Below are 16,864 nucleotides of genomic sequence, written 5' to 3'. Positions count from 1 at the left end.
CGCGGCGAAGGCGTAAAGACGCCGTAAAGGTTTTCGCCCGCCTCACCACAAACTCGCGCGCGGTAATTCACTGAAACGGGTGGTGTAACCGGGCGAAAGGAATTCGCGCTTCATCGCCCAGGGTTTTACGATCCCCTGGCCTGCGAACCAGAGCTTTCCCCTGCCTGAGCGATTATATTCATCCAGCAGATGCATTAGTGGCGCGCTGTTGGCCTGCGGCGGGTGTTCGTCGAAGAGATTAAGCTGCGCCACGCCCTGGCTGAAAAAATCCCCCAGCATGACGCCCGCTTTGATATAGCGATAGCCTTCGCGCCAGATGGCGTCCAGCGCGCTTACCGCCAGCCGCACGATTTCGCGGGTGTCGTTGGTGGGCGTCAGCGCCTGGCAGAGCGCCTGATTGCTGTAGCGGTTGTCCGGCTCGTCATGCGGGCTGGTGCGGATAAACACCGCCACCTGGCGGCAGAACTGATGCTCCTGACGCAGTTTCTCCGCGGCGCGCTCCGCCCAGGCGCAGACCGCCTGACGCATATCCTGGTAAGCCGTGACCCGGTAGCCAAACGAACGGCTGCACACGATCTGCTGTTTCGGCGCGACAAATTCATCCATCGCCAGACACGGCTCGCCGCGCAGCTCGCGCACGGTGCGCTCCAGCACCACGTTAAAATTTTTGCGGATCACCCACGCCGGGCTGTTGGCGAGATCAAACGCGGTCTCAATGCCCATCGCCGCCAGCTTTTTGCTGAGCCTGCGCCCGACGCCCCACACTTCATCCACGTTAAAATGCGCCAGCGCCCTGCGCAGCCGGGCGGGATCGGAGAGATCGACCACCCCGCCCGACTTCGGCCATTTTTTAGTGGCGAGATTGGCGAGCTTGGCGAGCGTTTTAGTCGGCGCGATACCCACGCCGACCGGCAGATGGGTTTCGCGCCAGAGGCGGTCGCGGATCTCATGAGTAAACGTGGTCAGCGACATGACGTTACTGACGCCACGCAGATCGACAAACGCCTCGTCGATCGAGTAGATCTCCACCTGCGGCGCCATCTCTTCGAGAATATCCATCACGCGCTTGCTCATGTCGGCGTAAAACGCGTAGTTGGAGCTGAAGACCGCCACGCGATGACGCTCAAAGAGCGCGCGCTGTTTGAAATAGGGTTCCGCCATAGTGATGCCAAGCGCCTTTGCCTGGCGGCTGCGGGCAATGACGCAACCGTCGTTGTTGCTCAATACCACGACCGGTTTATCCCGCAGATCCGGGCGAAACACCATCTCGCAGGAGGCGTAAAAGCTGTTCACATCCACCAGCGCGTACATTTCAGCGCCTCTTCTTCAGCACCCAAGTGACCACGCCGAAAATCACCACCTCGGCGTCACCGCCAAGCGGGATCGGCGCGAAATCCGGGTTCATCGGCACCAGTTGCGCCACCGGGTGCAGACGCAGGGTTTTCACGGTGAACTCCCCTTCCAGCGCGGCCACGACAATGTCGCCCTCCTGCGGCTTCAGGGCGCTGTCCACCACCAGCAGATCGCCATCCTCGATCCCGGCGCCGTTCATCGACTCCCCGGCCGCCCGCAAAAAATAGGTGGCGTTCGGATGCACAATGCAGTGCGCGTCAAGGCTTACACGCTTTTCGACGTAATCCTGAGCGGGCGACGGAAATCCGCAGGCCACTGTCTCAAGGAACAGCGGCAACCCCTCGGCATCAGGCTGTGGCAAGAGTCGCATCATTAACATGGCGTACTCCATCCATTCATTATGTTGTTATTTACTGTGTTTATATACAGTAGTTTGATTTGTACTATTCTGACAACCCTATTTTTAAGCGAAGCGGCGCAATTGCCTGGAGAACGGCCAGTTTGTGCGGGTTTGTTGAGCGGTATGGCGTGCAGACAAAAAAAAAGCCAGAGCGCAGGCTCTGGCTTTTCGGGGAAGGATAATCAGGCGTTTTTGCGTTTTGGCAGGGTTTTCAACAGGTCTTCCGGGCTGATGGAGGCGACCACGCTGCCCGGCTGCGGCATTTTCAGGATATGATTTTTGATTTTGCCGACCACGTGCATTTCGCAGGGTTTGCAGTCAAAACGCAGGGTTAACACTTCGTCGCCGTGCACCAGCTGCATCGGCGTCGCCTTCCAGCTCTTGATGTTGCCCTTCGCCTGTTTCGGGCAGAGGTTAAAGGCAAAGCGCAGGCAGTGTTTGGTGATCATCACCGGGACGTCGCCTTTTTCCTCGTGCGCTTCATACGCGGCGTCAATAAGCTGCACGCCATAGCGATGGTAAAATTCACGCGCCTTATGGTTGTAGACATTCGCGAGGAAGCTCAGGTGCGTTTCCGGGTAGACCGGTGGCGGCACGGAAACCGGCTTGCGCACGCCGCGCTGGTAATTCGCCAGACGCGCGGCGTCCAGCGCCTCGATAGCTTCACGGCGGAACGCGTTGAGCTGGCTGTTAGGCACAAACAGCGCGCCCGGCAGCGTAATCTGCACGTCGCGGGCGAAATAGATAGTCTGCCCCAGTTTCGCCAGGCCCTCTTTCAGGCTGGTCAGCGCTTTTTCCGGGTTGTTGGCTTCATCGAACTGCCCGTCAAGCGTATGCGTCACGCTGACGCCATCTTCGCTGGTTAGTGTCAGAATCAGCTGTTCCTGCCAGCCGCCGAGTTCGATATCCACACCGATGCGGCGCTCGCTGGAGGTTTTCAGCAGCGCCTGCTGCCAGTTGTGATCGAGGTTGCGGTTAAGCTTGTGGTGCGGGCGCAGCGTTTTCAGCGCCGCTGGCATCTCGTTCGGGAAGACGCGGTAGCGGTTTTCACCGGTTTTTTCCGCCACATTGACGCGAAAGCCCACCACTTCGCGTTTGATCATGACGTTCAGCCCGTCGCCGTTCGCGAGCGGCTCGGTGACTTCCACATCCAGATGCTCTTTGCCGACGCTCAGCACTTCGCCGACCGGCAGGCCGACGAACGTCGGGGTGTCGAACGCGCCAATATCTATCTTACGGGCGTTAACGAAGTAGTCGGTGCTGCCGCGGTGGAAGGTTTTCTCGGTGGACGGCACGAAATAGTGCGCCGTATTACCGGCGGAGGAACGCGCCAGATCGCCGCGATCTTCAATAATCGCGTCGAGCATCTGACGGTAATGCGCCGTGATGTTTTTCACGTAGCTCATATCTTTATAGCGCCCTTCAATCTTGAAGGAGCGCACGCCTGCGTCAATCAGCGCCGCCAGGTTGGCGGTTTGATCGTTGTCTTTCATCGACAGCAGGTGTTTCTCATACGCCACCACGCGGCCCTGATCGTCTTTCAGGGTATACGGCAGGCGGCAGGCCTGCGAGCAGTCGCCGCGGTTGGCGCTGCGCCCGGTCTGGGCATGGGAGATATTGCACTGGCCTGAATAGGCCACGCACAGCGCGCCGTGAATAAAGAATTCGATGGTGGCGTCGGTGTTCTCATGAATGGCGCGGATCTGGTTGAGGTTCAGCTCGCGCGCCAGCACGATTTGCGAGAAACCGGCGTCGGAGAGGAATTTCGCTTTCTCGACGCTGCGGATATCACACTGGGTGCTGGCGTGCAGCTCGATGGGCGGAATATCCAGCTCCATAATGCCCATGTCCTGCACGATCAGGGCGTCGACGCCCGCGTCATAAAGCTGGCCGATAAGTTTACGGGCCGGCTCCAGCTCGTCGTCATGCAGAATGGTGTTAAGGGTGATAAACACCTTCGCGCCGAAGCGATGGGCGAACGGCACCAGGTCTGCGATGTCCTGGAGGCTGTTGCTGGCGTTGTGGCGGGCACCGAAACCGGGGCCGCCGATATAGACTGCATCTGCGCCGTGCAGAATGGCTTCGCGGGCGATGGCGGTATCGCGGGCGGGACTGAGCAGTTCAAGGTGATGCGATTGCAGGCGCATAATTCGTCGTTATCCGTTATTTGAAAGGCGGCTATTGTAGTCACATTCCGGGCGTTCGGAAACTCTTTCACGGCGCTGCCGCGGGTTTGCCATTTTACGGCAAAGTATTGCACAAAGGTTTATTTCACGCGGCGCGCTGCAGGGGATACGCTGGGGCGGTATTCCTGACTTATCACCTCAGTTTCATCGTGTCGTTGTAGATTGTCGTTGGCCGCAAGCTTGCTTGCGGTTTTTTTTATGGCGCCGGGTAGTGAATAAGCGAATGAAAGCGCACCGGCAGCGACGTCGCGTTGCGGTAGGCGTGCGGCCGGTCGCCGGCAAACTTCAGCCCTTCGCCAGGGCCGAGCCGCCGCCAGACGCCGTCTGTCTGTAGCTCCAGCTCGCCCTCAATCACCACCACATGCTCCGTCACGCCGTTTTCATGCGGCGTGGAGTCGCTCTGCGCGCCGGGGGCGAGCGTAACGGCGAGCATATCGAAGCGCAGCTGTTCATCCCACGGAAACACCGGTTCCACCAGCATCGTCTGCTGGGCATCAAACACCGTGCGCGCGCCCGGCGCAGGCGGTGTGATAAACGCCGAAAACGGCACGTTAAAGCCGGTGGCGATTTTCCACAGCGTGGCGACCGTAGGGCTCGATTCGTTGCGCTCTATCTGGCCGAGCATCGCTTTCGACACGCCGGTTTCCTGCGCCGCCTGGGTCAGGCTCCAGTTTTTCTGCTGGCGCAGCGCTTTCAGCGTCTGCGCGAGATGGGCGGTAATGTCCATACGATCTCCTTTAATCGTGGCCAGTATAGCGCCTTGTGCGTTATAGCGCACGATGATAGAGTCAATGGACGTTATAACGCACAGCGGAGCAAATATGCGCTTTTCTCTTCCCCCGGCATCTGCCGTCATTGCAGGGTTTGTGGCGGTGCTGGTGGGCTACGCCAGCTCTGCCGCTATTATCTGGCAGGCCGCCGCAGCGGCAGGCGCTACGCCTGCGCAAACGGCGGGCTGGATGACCATGCTCGGCATCGGCATGGGCGTCAGCACGCTCGCACTAAGCCTGTGGTATCGCGCGCCGGTACTGACCGCCTGGTCAACGCCCGGCGCGGCGCTGCTGGCGACGGGTCTTGCGGGCAGCAATCTGCATGAAGCGGTCGGCATTTTTATTTTCGCCTCGGCGCTAATTGTGATTTGCGGCGCGACGGGTCTGTTCGCCCGCCTGATGAATATCATCCCGCCGGGCCTTGCCGCCGCGATGCTGGCGGGCATTCTGCTGCGCTTCGGGCTACAGGCGTTCGGCACGCTGGAAGGGCATTTTATACTGTGTGCCGCCATGACGGGGGCGTGGCTGCTCTGTAAAGTCTTCGCGCCGCGCTACGCCGTGGTGGCCGCGCTGCTGGCGGGTGTCGCGGTCTGTCTGTTGCAGGGCGAGGTGAATACGGCGGCGCTGCATTTTCGCCTCGCGCCGCCGGAGTTTGTCTCCCCCGCCTTCAGCCTCTCCTCGCTGCTCGGCGTCGGCCTGCCCTTCTTTCTGGTGACGATGGCCTCACAGAACGCGCCGGGCGTCGCCACATTGCAAGCGTCCGGCTACCGGGTGCCGGTCTCGCCGCTGATGGTCTCGACCGGCCTGCTGGCGCTACTCCTTGCGCCATTTGGCGTCTTTTCCATCTGCATTGCCGCCATTACCGCCGCCATCTGCCAGAGTCCGGAGGCGCACCCGGAGCGCGAAAAACGCTGGATAGCGGCGGCGATGGCGGGCGTGTTTTATCTGCTGGCGGGCGTATGCGGCGGCTCCGTCGGCGCGCTGATGACCGCCCTGCCGCTGCCGTGGCTGCAAACCCTCGCCGGGCTGGCGCTGCTCGGCACCATTGGCGGCAGCCTGCACCAGGCGCTGGCGAATGAGCGCGCCCGCGACGCGGCGCTGATAACGTTTCTGGTGACGGCATCCGGCGTCACGCTGCTCGGCGTCGGGTCGGCATTCTGGGGGTTAATGGCTGGCGGGATAAGCTACGCGCTGCTGGCGCGCCGGGCGGGATAAAAAAGAGGGAGCCAGGCTCCCTCTGTACGGATTATTTCGGCGCGGGATCGAACATGCGCGCATCGGTCGCCATATCGTCGATCACCTGCTTGAGGTTATCGACCGTCAGCGGGGTCTTCTCGTTGCTGAGATCTTTCCCCTCGCCTTTACGCACCACTTTCACGACCGTTTTCTGCGTCGCCGCGTCAATCAGCTCGCCTTCAAAAAACAGGCTGGTGTCCATGGTGCGATGGCCCGTCGCGACCTGGGTTCCGGCCACGACAAGCGCAATCGGCAACACTTCATAGAATTGCAGCCCTTCTTTGCTGCTGTCGACGGCGGTAATCGCGCCGCGGAAAATCACGCTGCGCGGCCCTGGCGTCGCCACCAGCGGCTTACGGCTCGCCGCCGCGGTTTTCAGTTTGTCGTTGGTGTAATTCAACAAACCGTCGAGTACTTTCTGAGAGATCTGTCCGGTCGGTTTTGGGGCCGGGTAATAGACCACCGGGTTGTAAACGATAGAGTCGTAATTATTCAGGTTAAAGCCCGGCGCGACCCAGCGCATCACCGGTTTGCCGGTCGATGACGTGGTTTTTTCAAGGCCCGAATAGTCTTTCAGGAAGCCGGAGTATTGCTCGGGTTTGGTGGTGCTGGAGGAACAACCGGCAAGCAGCAATAGCGCCGCCACGCCGGAAGCTTTAAATACCGATGTGCTGTGCATAGAACGTTACCTGTGAGTGGGTGAGCACTGAATTTATAGCAAACGGCGGTGAGAAAAGAGTAATAAAAACGACGGGATAAGAGAAAAAAGCGATCGGGGGTATAAAATCGGATTAGAACAATAAATAAAGTTGATGCTAGTTATGAAAATATATAAAAAATTTAATAGCATTAATTCAGAGCCGCGCTGACGGCGGCTCCATAAAAGACAATCACATTAACGTTTTTTCGCGAGCATTGTCGCAAAACGTAAGCGAATGCGGTTGCCGCTGGCATCGGTTTTATGAAGCTGACCGACATCTTCATTGTATTTAATTAACTCCCAGCCTTCGTAATAACGGCGCAGTTCCCCTTCGCGGAACGCGAATGGAAAGCCGACGGTACACGGATAATCGTCAGTATCCATCGCCGCGACAATCAGGTTATACCCGCCCGGCGCGGTGCAGCGCTGCATATTATCGATAAGCCCGGGAATGGTGTCGCGCTCAAGAAACATCATCACCACGGTGGAGAGAATAAAGTCATACTCCCCGTCAAAACGCAGCGCATTTAAATCTTTCACCGCGATATGCAGGTTATTAAGCCCTTCCGCCGCCGCGATACGCTCAAGGTTGGCGATGCTAGCCGGGTTTTTATCCCACGCGGTGACGTCAAACCCACGGGCGGCGAGAAAAAGGCTGTTGCGCCCGTTGCCGCAGCCGAGATCCAGCGCGCGGCCCGGTTCGACATGATTCACGGCGTTTACTACATCAGAGTGCGTGGCCGTCAGGCCATATTTTTCAGTGAAATAGTTTTCATCACGAACGGTCATGAGGGTTCCTTAAAAGCGTTCTGCCGGCGAAACGGCAAAGATATATTCTGCATGCATTTTATAAAACTTCCCTCACGAACGCTATCGCCTTCCCGGCGCGTAAAAATTTGCTACGGTTAATTTATCGTCTCTCGCAAGGAAATTCTGATGAATAAATATCAGCTCAGCGAAGCCACGCGCGTCTTTCGCTATACCCGCCACGGCGAGCCCTGCACCGTGACGCTGCGCCAGCTTATCGCGCTGCGTGATTTCGCCGATGTCAGCGCGGGAACGCCCGGCGGCTGGGTGGAAAGCGAGGAGAACCTCAGCCAGCAGGGCACCTGCTGGGTCTATGACCACAACAGCGCGGTGTTTGCGGGCGCGAAAATTCGCGGCAATGCGCGCTTAAGCCAGACCTGCGTGGTTCATCATGACGCGGTCATTGGCGACGATGCCTGGATTGACGCCGCCGAAATCAGCGACGGCGCGCACGTCAGCGGCCGCGCGATGGTGCAGTGCTCGGTGGTGCGCGGCGAGTGTCATATTTTCGGTGATGCGCGGGTGATGCAAAACAGCCTGGTGGTCGGCGCGAAAGGCTTAACGGCGGACAGCGACAGCGCGCTGCATATTTACGGCAACGCCACGGTCAGCGCCTCGCGGGTGGTGCATCAGGCCCAGATTTACGGCCACGCGCTGGTGACGCACGCGTTTATTGAGCATCGCGCGCAGGTGTTTGAAAACGCGATTCTCGAAGGCAACGACGAGAACGACGTCTGGGTCTGCGACTGCGCGAAAATCCACGGCAACGCCCGGTTGGTGGCGGGCACGGAGGAGAACGCCTCGCCAACGGTGCGTTACAGCTCGGACGTCTCCGGCCACGCGGTGATTGAAGGCAACAGCCTGCTGGGGCATCACGTGCGCGTGGGTGAGCACGCGGTGATTACCGGCGGCCCGGTACGGCTCGATAATCATGTGACCATCACCGGACGCGCGCGTATCCGCGGCGACGTTATCCTCGAAGACAGCGTGACGGTAAGCGATGATGTCGTCATTGACGCGCCGCCAGGCGAGACCATCCGGCTGTGCGGCTTTAAAACGCTGGGCGGCGACGAACATATTCAGCGCACGCCGCTGCCGGGGCTCGTTTAAGCGTCCGTTTCGATAATACGCGCGTAGATATGCTGATCGTGAAACTCGCCGTTCAGGTATTCAGCCTCTTTTAAACGGCCTTCCAGCGTAAAGCCATTGCGCTGCGCCACGCGGTTGCTCGCCGCGTTGGTGACGATGCACTTAATAACAAACCGCCGCACCTCGCCGCGCTGCGCGTAATGCGCCATTATCGTTTGCAGCGCGCCAGAGATAATCCCCTGCCCCTGATGCTGCTCATCCAGCCAGTAGCCGATATAGGCCGTTTTGTTGGTCGGCTCTATCTGGTTAAACGACAGCACGCCCACCATCTCGCCATCCAGCAAAATCATAAACATTTTCGCGTAGCCGCGCTGGTGCAGCATCATGTTGCTCTGAATGGTCTGGCGCGTGTCTTCGATTTTAGTGACGTACTGCGGCCAGTTCATCGCTTTTTGCAGCCAGGCTTTATTGCGCTGCACCAGGGAGAACAGCGGCTCTGCGAACCGTTCATGAACGGCATGCAGCGCAAGATGTTCGTTAACGGTAAGTATCTCGTCCTGAGAGGTGGCGTTTGGCAAGGGAGTCTCCTTCTGATGAGTGAACCTCTACAGTTATCATAGCGCGCGGCGTAAAAACACTGCCCGAATCGGCGGGCTTAACCGATTTGCCGTGGTTTTCAGTAGCAGAGCGCAAAAAAAAGCCCCGTCGAAACGGGGCTTATGGGAAGTAGCTTAGCGCATCTGTCGGTCATCGACATATTTGCGTTTATCCGGCGCGGGCGGGAAATATTGCCACAGCCAGGTTTCGCTGATGGCCTCGCCCTGGCAGCGCAGGAACATGCGCATTTCCACCGGATCGACGGAGTCGGACGTCGGATACCAGTCGAACTGGATGCGGTAGCCATCGAACGGTTCGACGTAAAGGATCTCTACCTGTTTCGCCTCGCCGCTGGAGAGCGTAATCACAGGCTCAATGCCACGCGGCGCGGCACTTTTGAGATCGCCGCCCACGAAATCTACGGCGACGCGGCGAGACCACTGTGCCGGGAAATTCTCGCCCGGCGCCCAGCCTTCCGGGAAGCTGCCCATCCCGGTGCGGGTGGCGTAAACGCGCGCCAGCGGCGTACGTACCGGCGCGTCGCCGCTCCAGTAGAGGCGATACTGGAAGTTAAGCTTGTCCCCGGCGCGGATCGGTTTTTCCGGCTGCCAGAAGCACACAATATTATCGAGCGTTTCGCCGGTGGTCGGGATCTCCATCAGCGCAACGGTGCCTTTGCCCCAGCGGTTGCGCGGCTCCACCCACAGGCTCGGGCGCTTGTTATACCAGCCCATCACATCCTGGTAGCTCTCGAATTTATGGTCGGTCTGCAACAGGCCAAACCCTTTCGGGTTTTCATCCGAGAAGGCGTTGAATTGCAGGCGCTGCGGGTTATTGAGCGGGCGGCACACCCACTCGCCGTTGCCGCGCCACATCGCCAGGCGGTCGGAGTCGTGGATTTGCGGGTGAATGGTGTCGCACATGCGGCGTTCGTTAGTGCCGCAGCTGAACATACTGGTCATCGGCGCGATACCGAGCTGTTTGATGTCTTTGCGCGCGAACAGGAAGTTTTCCACTTCCATAATCACCTGGCTCGATTCGCAGTGGATGATGAACTTATACGCGCCGGTCACGCTCGGGCTGTCCAGCAGCGCGTAAGCGACAAACGTGGTGTCCTGCGCTTTCGGCGTTTCAAACCAGAAGGCGGTGAAATCCGGGAACTCTTCCGGCGTGTCGGTAAAGGTATCGACCGCCAGCCCGCGTGCCGACAGCCCGTACTGGAAGGTGCTGTCTACCGCGCGGAAATAGCTTGCGCCAAGGAAGGAGACGATATCGCGACGCGCCAGCTCCGGCGCTTTAAACGCACGAAAACCGGCGAAGCCGAGGTCGGTTTGCCCTTCCAGCTGGCGGGTATCGACGCCCGCGTCGTGGTAGTTAAAGAGTTCAGGACGGAAATGCACTTCGCGGGCCTGGCGGGTCGCCGGATCGAGCGAGAACATCCGCACCCGGCGGCGAAAGCCCATGCCGACGTGGAAGAACTGCACGTCGAGCTGGCGGCCGTCGATGTTATTCCACAGCGAATGCCCGGCGTCATACTGAATACTGTTATAGGCCTGTGGGGTGAGCTTTGCGAGCGTATCGGGCAGCGGTCGCGGCGCGCCGCCCCACGGTTTTTGCGCAAGCTCAGAGGCCATAGCCTGTAACACGCTGAAATCAAAGGCGCGCGTCTGGCCGTCCGCGATATCGGACTCCTGCGCCCAGGCGTTGCGGGAGAAAAGCGTGGCGAGACCTGGAGTGCCGCATGCCGCGGCGAGGGCCAACGAGGCCTTGATAAAACGTCTGCGGTTCATGCCTGAAAACCGTCCTTTTTTGTCGAGGTATTTCGCGAGGCCGAAGCCTGGCGGCGGCAAATGTTACAAGCAATATGACCGCTCACTCTAGACAAAATTCAGGATGAAGCCAACAGGCCGCTGAAAAATTAAATAATTTCTTATTTTTCAAGTTAATAGATGACTAAATTTGGGTAAATTTATGTCAGGCGCGACGGTGCGGGTGGTCGTAAAATCAACGGGTTACTTTATGCGCACCCGCTAAAGCCACGCGGCGCGGCGGGTTTCGGAGGGATTCGCGGGAACCATCACAAAAAACGATGACCCGCCATCTTGCCAGCCGCACCGGGACAGGATAGTTTCTGCCACGCAGAGACTGGCGGCGTCGCGCCGTTCAGGCCCCTGTATATGCCTATAATATTCCTCCCTGTGGGAGGGGCCGACACCAGCACGATACAAAACCGTCGGTCAACACCATAATTTTAATGATGATAGCTCACGGTGGCCCGGCTTCGCCGGGTTCTCTTTCGGGAAACACCGCCATGACCCCACGCCCCGCGCGGGGTTTTGTTTTTTAAGCCCTTAATCCAGCGTCACGTGGTAGCGCATCACCCGCTTAAAGAGCGCGAGACGCGCGCGCATAAAGCGGTTTTCCAGCCGCCACCCCGCCTTTTTATGAAGCCCGATACGCAGCAGCCGGTCGCGTCCGCGTACGCAGGCAAGCCAGCGCACCGGGCCGTCGAGCGCCTGGCTTTGCGCGCTGGCGTGTCTGGCGAAGTTAACCCAGTAATCCGCCACCTGCCCGGCGAAAGCGCGATCCGCCGCCGTGGCGTAGTTTTTTAGCGGCTCTACCTGATCCAGGTTATCAAACACGTAGGGCACTTCATTGCCGTGCCACGCGCCGTTGGCGAACGTCTCCCGCTCGCCTTCGGCCACGTAATCAAACCAGTAGCGCCAGCACGGCACCCCGCGTCGGCTTTGCGCCTGCATTACCACAAAGCCGAGCGTGGTAAACGCCATATCGCGGCAGACCTGACGCCCCAGTTCGCGGTCACCGCGCACGCCGGGGTACAGCATCCGGATAAGCCCCAGCCCGAAACGCCGCTCGCGGCGCAGCTTGCGGATCTGCTCTTCCAGGTTAACGCCAAAATAGGCCAGCACGCTGGCTTCATCGCTGTTGCTGCCGACCATCACCGGCATCGGATGCTGGCGCGCCGCGAAGAAGGTCTCCAGCATCGGCTCCGGCAGCACGATATCGCCCGCAATCGGCGCAGGGCCGGTGACATACGGCGCGGTGAGCGGCCAGAAGGTGTCGGCGGGCAGCGCGCGCAAATCGGCGGCTGTAGGGTTATCAAGCCCGAGATGGCGGGTAAGCGCCGCGCCATTAAGCAACGCTTTACGGCGCGGGATATCCGGCAGCGTATAGCCGCTCTGGACGATCGCTTTATGGAACAGCCCTTTCGCGAGCGGTGAGGCCATCAGCGACAACACGCTGCGCGCGCCGGCGGATTCACCGAATAACGTGACGTTGTCACGGTCGCCGCCAAAAGCAGCGATATTGTCCTGCACCCAGCGCAGCGCAGCGATTTGATCGAGCAGCGCAAAATTATAAACCGGCCCGGCAGGATCTTCACCTTCCAGCGCCGGATGGGCAAAAAACCCAAGATGACCCAGCCGGTAATTAATGGTTACCAGCACCACGCCGCGACGCGCCAGCGCCTGGCCGTCATAGGGCGGCAGGCTACCCGCGCCGAGCGTAAACCCGCCGCCGTGCAGCCAGACCATCACCGGCAGCGGCGTCTCGCGCGTCGCAGGCGCCCAGACGTTGAGATAAAGACAATCTTCGCTGAACGCGCCCGGATCGCCTCCGGCAAGCTCGCGGCAAAACCCGGCGTTCTGCCAGCTGGCGGCGGAAAACGCGGTCGCGTCGCGCACGCCCTGCCAGGCGGTTAGCGGCTGCGGCGCGCGCCAGCGGCGCTCTCCCACCGGTGGCGCGGCATACGGGATGCCCCGCCACACGGCGATATCATTTTCAGTAAGCCCACGCACGTCGCCGTGCGTGGTGGTGACAGTCGGCGATTCCAGGTTGCACATACCTCTTCCTTTTTTAAACGGCAATCCTGGGAGCGTAGCCGTTTCAGAGCAGACCGCAACGTCGTTTGCTGCGATCTTCCGCCTCCTGATAGAGCGCGAACTCATCGAGCACCGGGCAACCGAGCGCCGCCTCGAAGGTATCGCGGCTGGCGTTGCCGTGGCGGCGCGCCCGCGCATCCTCGCCGAGATTGGACTGGAAAATCCCCGCCGCGCTGACCGGCAGAAAATCTTCGTAGATGATCGGCTGCGCCACCAGCCAGCCGCGCTCGATAAGCGTCTGCGGATCGTCGCCGGGGCGGATAGCCTGGCGGTGCGTTTCACCCACCGGCGTCAGGCGGTAGCGGAAATAGGCCAGCCCCTGGCGGCGCAGCAACGTGTCGCTGTCCGGGAAGCGGCTGAACGCCTCCTGCAAATGTAACTGATGCGTAAGGTTATCCTTACCGCTGCCCGCCGCCGCCAGCAGTTCGTCATAGAGCGCGCGGCCTTTGGGCGTCAATGCCATACCACGCTGTTCGATTTCACCAAAACGCGCGGTGTGCGTGCCGGGGCTGTCGCCGCCAAAGCGAATCGGCTCCTCCAGCGCTTTAAAGCTGGTCTGGCGCAGCAGAATGGGAAACTCGCGGCGCGGCGGCCCTTCAATCACGGCTTTTGGCTCAATGCCATACTCCGGCATCAGCGCCTGCACGCGGTCGATATCCAGCGTGCGCGGCGTCAGGTGGTTAATGTGGCAGCCGCGAAAGCACACCACATCGGCAATCAGCCGGTGTTCATCGTGGAGCGCCTGATAGGTGGCGGCGTCCACCGTCGCATGGCTGTGCCAGCGAAAAGTTTCCAGCGCCTCGCGCACAAACTCCTGCGCCTGGTCGGCGTTAAACGCGCCCTGTTCGTCGTAAATGTTCAGCAGCTCATAGCAGCGGCGGGTAAAGATATCGCGCCGGGCGAGCACGGCGGCGGCGCGCTTGCGCAGCTTTTCGTCTTCGATAAGCTCAAGGCGCAGCAGTGAGGTAAAAATACGAAACGGATTTCGCGCGAGCGAGAAATCATCCACCGGGCGAAACGCCGTGGAGTGCACCGGCACGCCCGCCTGCGAGAGATCGTAATAACTGACCGGGTACATTCCCATAATGGCGAAAATGCGTCGAAGTGTCGCCAGCTCCGCAGCAGTGCCGACGCGAATCGCCCCGTGGCGCTCGACGTTCAGCCGCGCCAGCTCATCGGCGTTGGCGAGCTGCTCATGCAGCTGCGGGTGGCTTTCCAGTACCGCCAGATTCACGTCGGCCACCAGTTCCAGCAGCGTGCCGTACTGCGGCACCTCTTCCTGGTACATGGCCGACATGGCCTGCGAAAAATGTTCCCGAATCTCATCTGCCGTGATGCTGTTCGCCATGGTGTCGTGCCTCCAGTGAATATTGCTGAGATTGTAGAGAATCGCGGCAGTTTCAGCGGTGAAGAATTCACAATTTGTGATCCAAAACGTAACAAGACATCCGGCACTGCACAGAAGGTAAAACGCGCGGCAAAACAAACGGGAACAGCGGTTTTAACCCGACCGCCTCGCGCCGTCTGGTTTAGCGGCCGTCATACGAAAATCCTCTGGCGATCCGCACGTTGCGGTTTTGGCGTTTCACCGGATGATGATGTTGCATATTTATCTGTTTTGTTAATATTATTTTGCTATCAAGTTATCAAAATTAAACAACTTACCTTGTCACGGCTCCCGCTCTGTTTTTAACATCAGCTATGGAAAAAAACGGTTTGTTCTCCCAGCGCATTCGCTTGCGCCACTTGCACACCTTCGTCGCCGTCGCTCAGCAGGGAACCCTGGGGCGTGCGGCAGAAACCCTTAATCTTAGCCAGCCAGCGCTATCCAAAACGCTCAACGAGCTGGAGCAACTCACCGGCGCGCGGCTGTTTGAGCGTGGTCGCCTCGGCGCGCAACTCACGCTGCCTGGCGAGCAGTTTCTGACGCACGCGCTGAAAATCCTCGATGCCCTTAATCACGCCGGCCAGGCGCTCAACCGCAAGCCGGACGAAGGCTGCGACGTGGTGCGCGTCGGCGCGCTGCCGACCGCCGCGCTCGGCGTGCTGCCCGCGGTGATTGGCCCGTTTCACAAGCAGCAGAGCGATATCACGCTGCAGGTGGCGATTATGAATAACACCATGCTGCTGGCGGGCCTGAAATCGGGCGAGCTGGATATCGGCGTGGGCCGGATGTCCGATCCGGAACTGATGAACGGGCTGAATTACGAACTGCTGTTTATGGAATCCCTGAAGCTCGTAGTACGTCCCGGACATCCGCTGTTACAGGATACCGTTACACTGAGCCGCGTGATGGAGTGGCCGGTGGTGGTCTCGCCGAAAGGCACCGTGCCGCGCGATAACGCGGAAACGCTGCTGGCAAGCCAGGGCTGCCAGCTTCCCTCCACCTGTATCGAAACGCTCTCGGCGTCGCTCTCGCGTCAGCTTACTGTTGATTACAACTATGTCTGGTTTGTGCCCTCAGGCGCGGTCAAGGAGGATTTACGCCAGGGAACGCTGACGGCGCTGCCCATCGCCATCCCTGGCCCCGGCGAGCCTATCGGCATTCTGACCCGCGTCGACGCCCCGCTCTCCCAGGGCGCGCGGGCGCTGCTCTCCTCGATTCGCAAATCGATGCTCAACTGACGCTGAATACGCCCCGGGGAATACGTTAGCGTGAAAAGTAATAAGTCCCGAGGCTTGCCATCCGGCGCGCGATATCGTTTAAATGACAGACACGCCTTTATCCTGACGGGAGTTCTGTTATGTCAACGCTGTTAGAACCGGTAAACATCGGCGCGCTGGAGTTAAAAAACCGCGTCGTGATGGCGCCGCTGACGCGCATGCGCGCAGTGAATGACCGCACGCCGGGCGAAATCGTCAAAACGTATTACACACAGCGCGCCAGCGCCGGGCTTATCTTCACTGAAGCCACCTCCGTGACGCCGCAGGGCGTCGGCTACCCGAACACGCCGGGGATCTGGTCGGAAAAACAGGTCAGCGCGTGGCGCGAAATCGTTGATGCCGTGCATCAGGCGGGCGGGAAAATGGTGCTGCAACTCTGGCACGTGGGCCGCGTCTCCGACCCGGTCTTTCTGAACGGTGAAAAACCTGTCGCGCCGAGCGCTATCGCCCCGGAAGGCCACGTGACGACGGTACGCCCGAAACGCCCTTACGAAACCCCGCGCGCGCTGGAAACCCATGAAATTCCGGGCATCGTGGAAGATTTCCGCCGGGCGGCGATCAACGCCAAACGCGCGGGCTTTGACGGCGTGGAAATTCATGCGGCGAACGGCTATCTGTTCGACCAGTTCCTGCATGACGGCTCCAACCAGCGCACCGATCAATACGGCGGCAGCATTGAAAACCGCGCGCGCTTCCTACTGGAAGCGGTGGACGCGCTGCTGACTGAATGGCCCGCCGACCGCGTCGGGGTGCATCTCAACCTGATGTCTAACTCCTATTCAATGCACGATTCCAACCCGGTGGCGATGTTCGGCTACGTGCTGGAGCAACTGAATGCGCGCCGCCTGGCGTTTATCTTCTCGCGCGAGGCGCTGGATACGCCCAACCGCGTCGGTCCGCAGATCCGCCATAAATTCACCGGCGCGTGGATTGCCAACGAGGGGTTAACCAAAGAGAGCGCTGAGGCAGTGATTGCGAGCGGCGAAGCGGACGCGGCGGCGTTCGGCAAGCTCTATATCGCGAACCCCGATCTGGTGGAGCGGTTTCGCAGAAACGGGCCTTACAACCCGCTTAACGACGCGACCATCTATGCCGAAGGCGCGACGGGCTATACCGACTATCCGTTCCTCGATGACAGCGCGCAGTAAAAAACAAACCAC

At 59.7% G+C, this 16,864-nt stretch carries 15 protein-coding genes; 5 read left to right on the top strand and 10 right to left on the bottom strand.

The genetic code is table 11. From position 1 onward, the window contains the following. Nucleotides 1-42 precede the first annotated feature (42 nt). From umuC to AFK66_RS09285, 4 genes are all read right to left on the bottom strand, one after another. Complete coding sequence (gene umuC / locus AFK66_RS09300) at nucleotides 43-1,311, bottom strand: translesion error-prone DNA polymerase V subunit UmuC (protein WP_023898719.1); 1,269 nt, start codon at nucleotides 1,309-1,311, stop codon at nucleotides 43-45. A 1-nt stretch (nucleotide 1,312) separates the two neighbouring features. Beyond that, nucleotides 1,313-1,732, bottom strand: a complete 420-nt coding sequence (gene umuD / locus AFK66_RS09295; RefSeq protein ID WP_007775328.1) for a translesion error-prone DNA polymerase V autoproteolytic subunit — start codon at nucleotides 1,730-1,732, stop codon at nucleotides 1,313-1,315. 203 nt (nucleotides 1,733-1,935) lie between these two features. Further along, on the bottom strand, nucleotides 1,936-3,900 hold the full coding sequence (locus AFK66_RS09290; RefSeq protein ID WP_023898717.1) for a peptidase U32 family protein: 1,965 nt from the start codon (nucleotides 3,898-3,900) through the stop codon (nucleotides 1,936-1,938). 235 nt (nucleotides 3,901-4,135) lie between these two features. Continuing rightward, entirely contained in the window at nucleotides 4,136-4,666 is a 531-nt protein-coding gene (locus AFK66_RS09285; protein WP_032983691.1) for a helix-turn-helix domain-containing protein, read from the bottom strand. A 94-nt stretch (nucleotides 4,667-4,760) separates the two neighbouring features. Here AFK66_RS09285 and AFK66_RS09280 point away from each other — a divergent pair, with 94 nt between their 5' ends. Then, entirely contained in the window at nucleotides 4,761-5,924 is a 1,164-nt protein-coding gene (locus AFK66_RS09280) for a benzoate/H(+) symporter BenE family transporter (RefSeq protein ID WP_041461121.1), read from the top strand. A gap of 31 nt (nucleotides 5,925-5,955) precedes the next feature. On the opposite strand, the gene AFK66_RS09275 is transcribed toward AFK66_RS09280, so the two are convergent. Continuing rightward, nucleotides 5,956-6,624 carry a DUF3313 domain-containing protein gene (locus AFK66_RS09275; protein WP_007775336.1) on the bottom strand — a complete coding sequence of 223 codons (669 nt, stop codon included), beginning with the start codon at nucleotides 6,622-6,624 and terminating at the stop codon, nucleotides 5,956-5,958. Between the two features lie 216 nt (nucleotides 6,625-6,840). Next, on the bottom strand, nucleotides 6,841-7,434 hold the full coding sequence (gene tehB / locus AFK66_RS09270) for a tellurite resistance methyltransferase TehB (protein WP_023898661.1): 594 nt from the start codon (nucleotides 7,432-7,434) through the stop codon (nucleotides 6,841-6,843). Between the two features lie 147 nt (nucleotides 7,435-7,581). Here tehB and ydcK point away from each other — a divergent pair, with 147 nt between their 5' ends. Next, a complete protein-coding gene (gene ydcK, locus AFK66_RS09265) occupies nucleotides 7,582-8,562 on the top strand; it encodes a YdcK family protein (protein WP_007775339.1) in 981 nt (326 codons plus the stop codon). On the opposite strand, the gene rimL is transcribed toward ydcK, so the two are convergent. The 4 genes from rimL to hglS form a co-directional block, all read right to left on the bottom strand. Continuing rightward, a complete protein-coding gene (gene rimL / locus AFK66_RS09260) occupies nucleotides 8,559-9,119 on the bottom strand; it encodes a 50S ribosomal protein L7/L12-serine acetyltransferase (protein ID WP_007775341.1) in 561 nt (186 codons plus the stop codon). The genes ydcK and rimL overlap by 4 nt on opposite strands. Nucleotides 9,120-9,272: 153 nt before the next feature. Beyond that, nucleotides 9,273-10,928 (bottom strand): glucan biosynthesis protein D, encoded by a 1,656-nt coding sequence (locus tag AFK66_RS09255; RefSeq protein ID WP_032970163.1) that lies wholly within the window; start codon nucleotides 10,926-10,928, stop codon nucleotides 9,273-9,275. Between the two features lie 561 nt (nucleotides 10,929-11,489). Further along, nucleotides 11,490-13,001: a carboxylesterase/lipase family protein gene (locus AFK66_RS09250; protein WP_023898659.1), complete on the bottom strand. Its 1,512-nt coding sequence runs from the start codon at nucleotides 12,999-13,001 to the stop codon at nucleotides 11,490-11,492. Nucleotides 13,002-13,044: 43 nt separating this feature from the next. Continuing rightward, nucleotides 13,045-14,388: a 2-oxoadipate dioxygenase/decarboxylase HglS gene (gene hglS / locus AFK66_RS09245; protein ID WP_007775346.1), complete on the bottom strand. Its 1,344-nt coding sequence runs from the start codon at nucleotides 14,386-14,388 to the stop codon at nucleotides 13,045-13,047. Nucleotides 14,389-14,403: 15 nt separating this feature from the next. Between hglS and AFK66_RS21400 the strand changes: the two genes are divergently transcribed. The 3 genes from AFK66_RS21400 (at nucleotide 14,404) to AFK66_RS09235 (ending at nucleotide 16,852) form a co-directional block, all read left to right on the top strand. After that, a complete protein-coding gene (locus tag AFK66_RS21400) occupies nucleotides 14,404-14,733 on the top strand; it encodes a hypothetical protein (protein ID WP_007793685.1) in 330 nt (109 codons plus the stop codon). A gap of 8 nt (nucleotides 14,734-14,741) precedes the next feature. Continuing rightward, nucleotides 14,742-15,665: a LysR substrate-binding domain-containing protein gene (locus AFK66_RS09240; RefSeq protein ID WP_023898656.1), complete on the top strand. Its 924-nt coding sequence runs from the start codon at nucleotides 14,742-14,744 to the stop codon at nucleotides 15,663-15,665. A 119-nt stretch (nucleotides 15,666-15,784) separates the two neighbouring features. After that, nucleotides 15,785-16,852 carry an alkene reductase gene (locus AFK66_RS09235; protein ID WP_007775348.1) on the top strand — a complete coding sequence of 356 codons (1,068 nt, stop codon included), beginning with the start codon at nucleotides 15,785-15,787 and terminating at the stop codon, nucleotides 16,850-16,852. Nucleotides 16,853-16,864: the final 12 nt, after the last annotated feature.

It is taken from the genome of Cronobacter malonaticus LMG 23826, assembly GCF_001277215.2.
In the GTDB taxonomy this organism is placed as follows: domain Bacteria; phylum Pseudomonadota; class Gammaproteobacteria; order Enterobacterales; family Enterobacteriaceae; genus Cronobacter; species Cronobacter malonaticus.
This window is presented reverse-complemented; position numbering and strand designations above follow the sequence as displayed.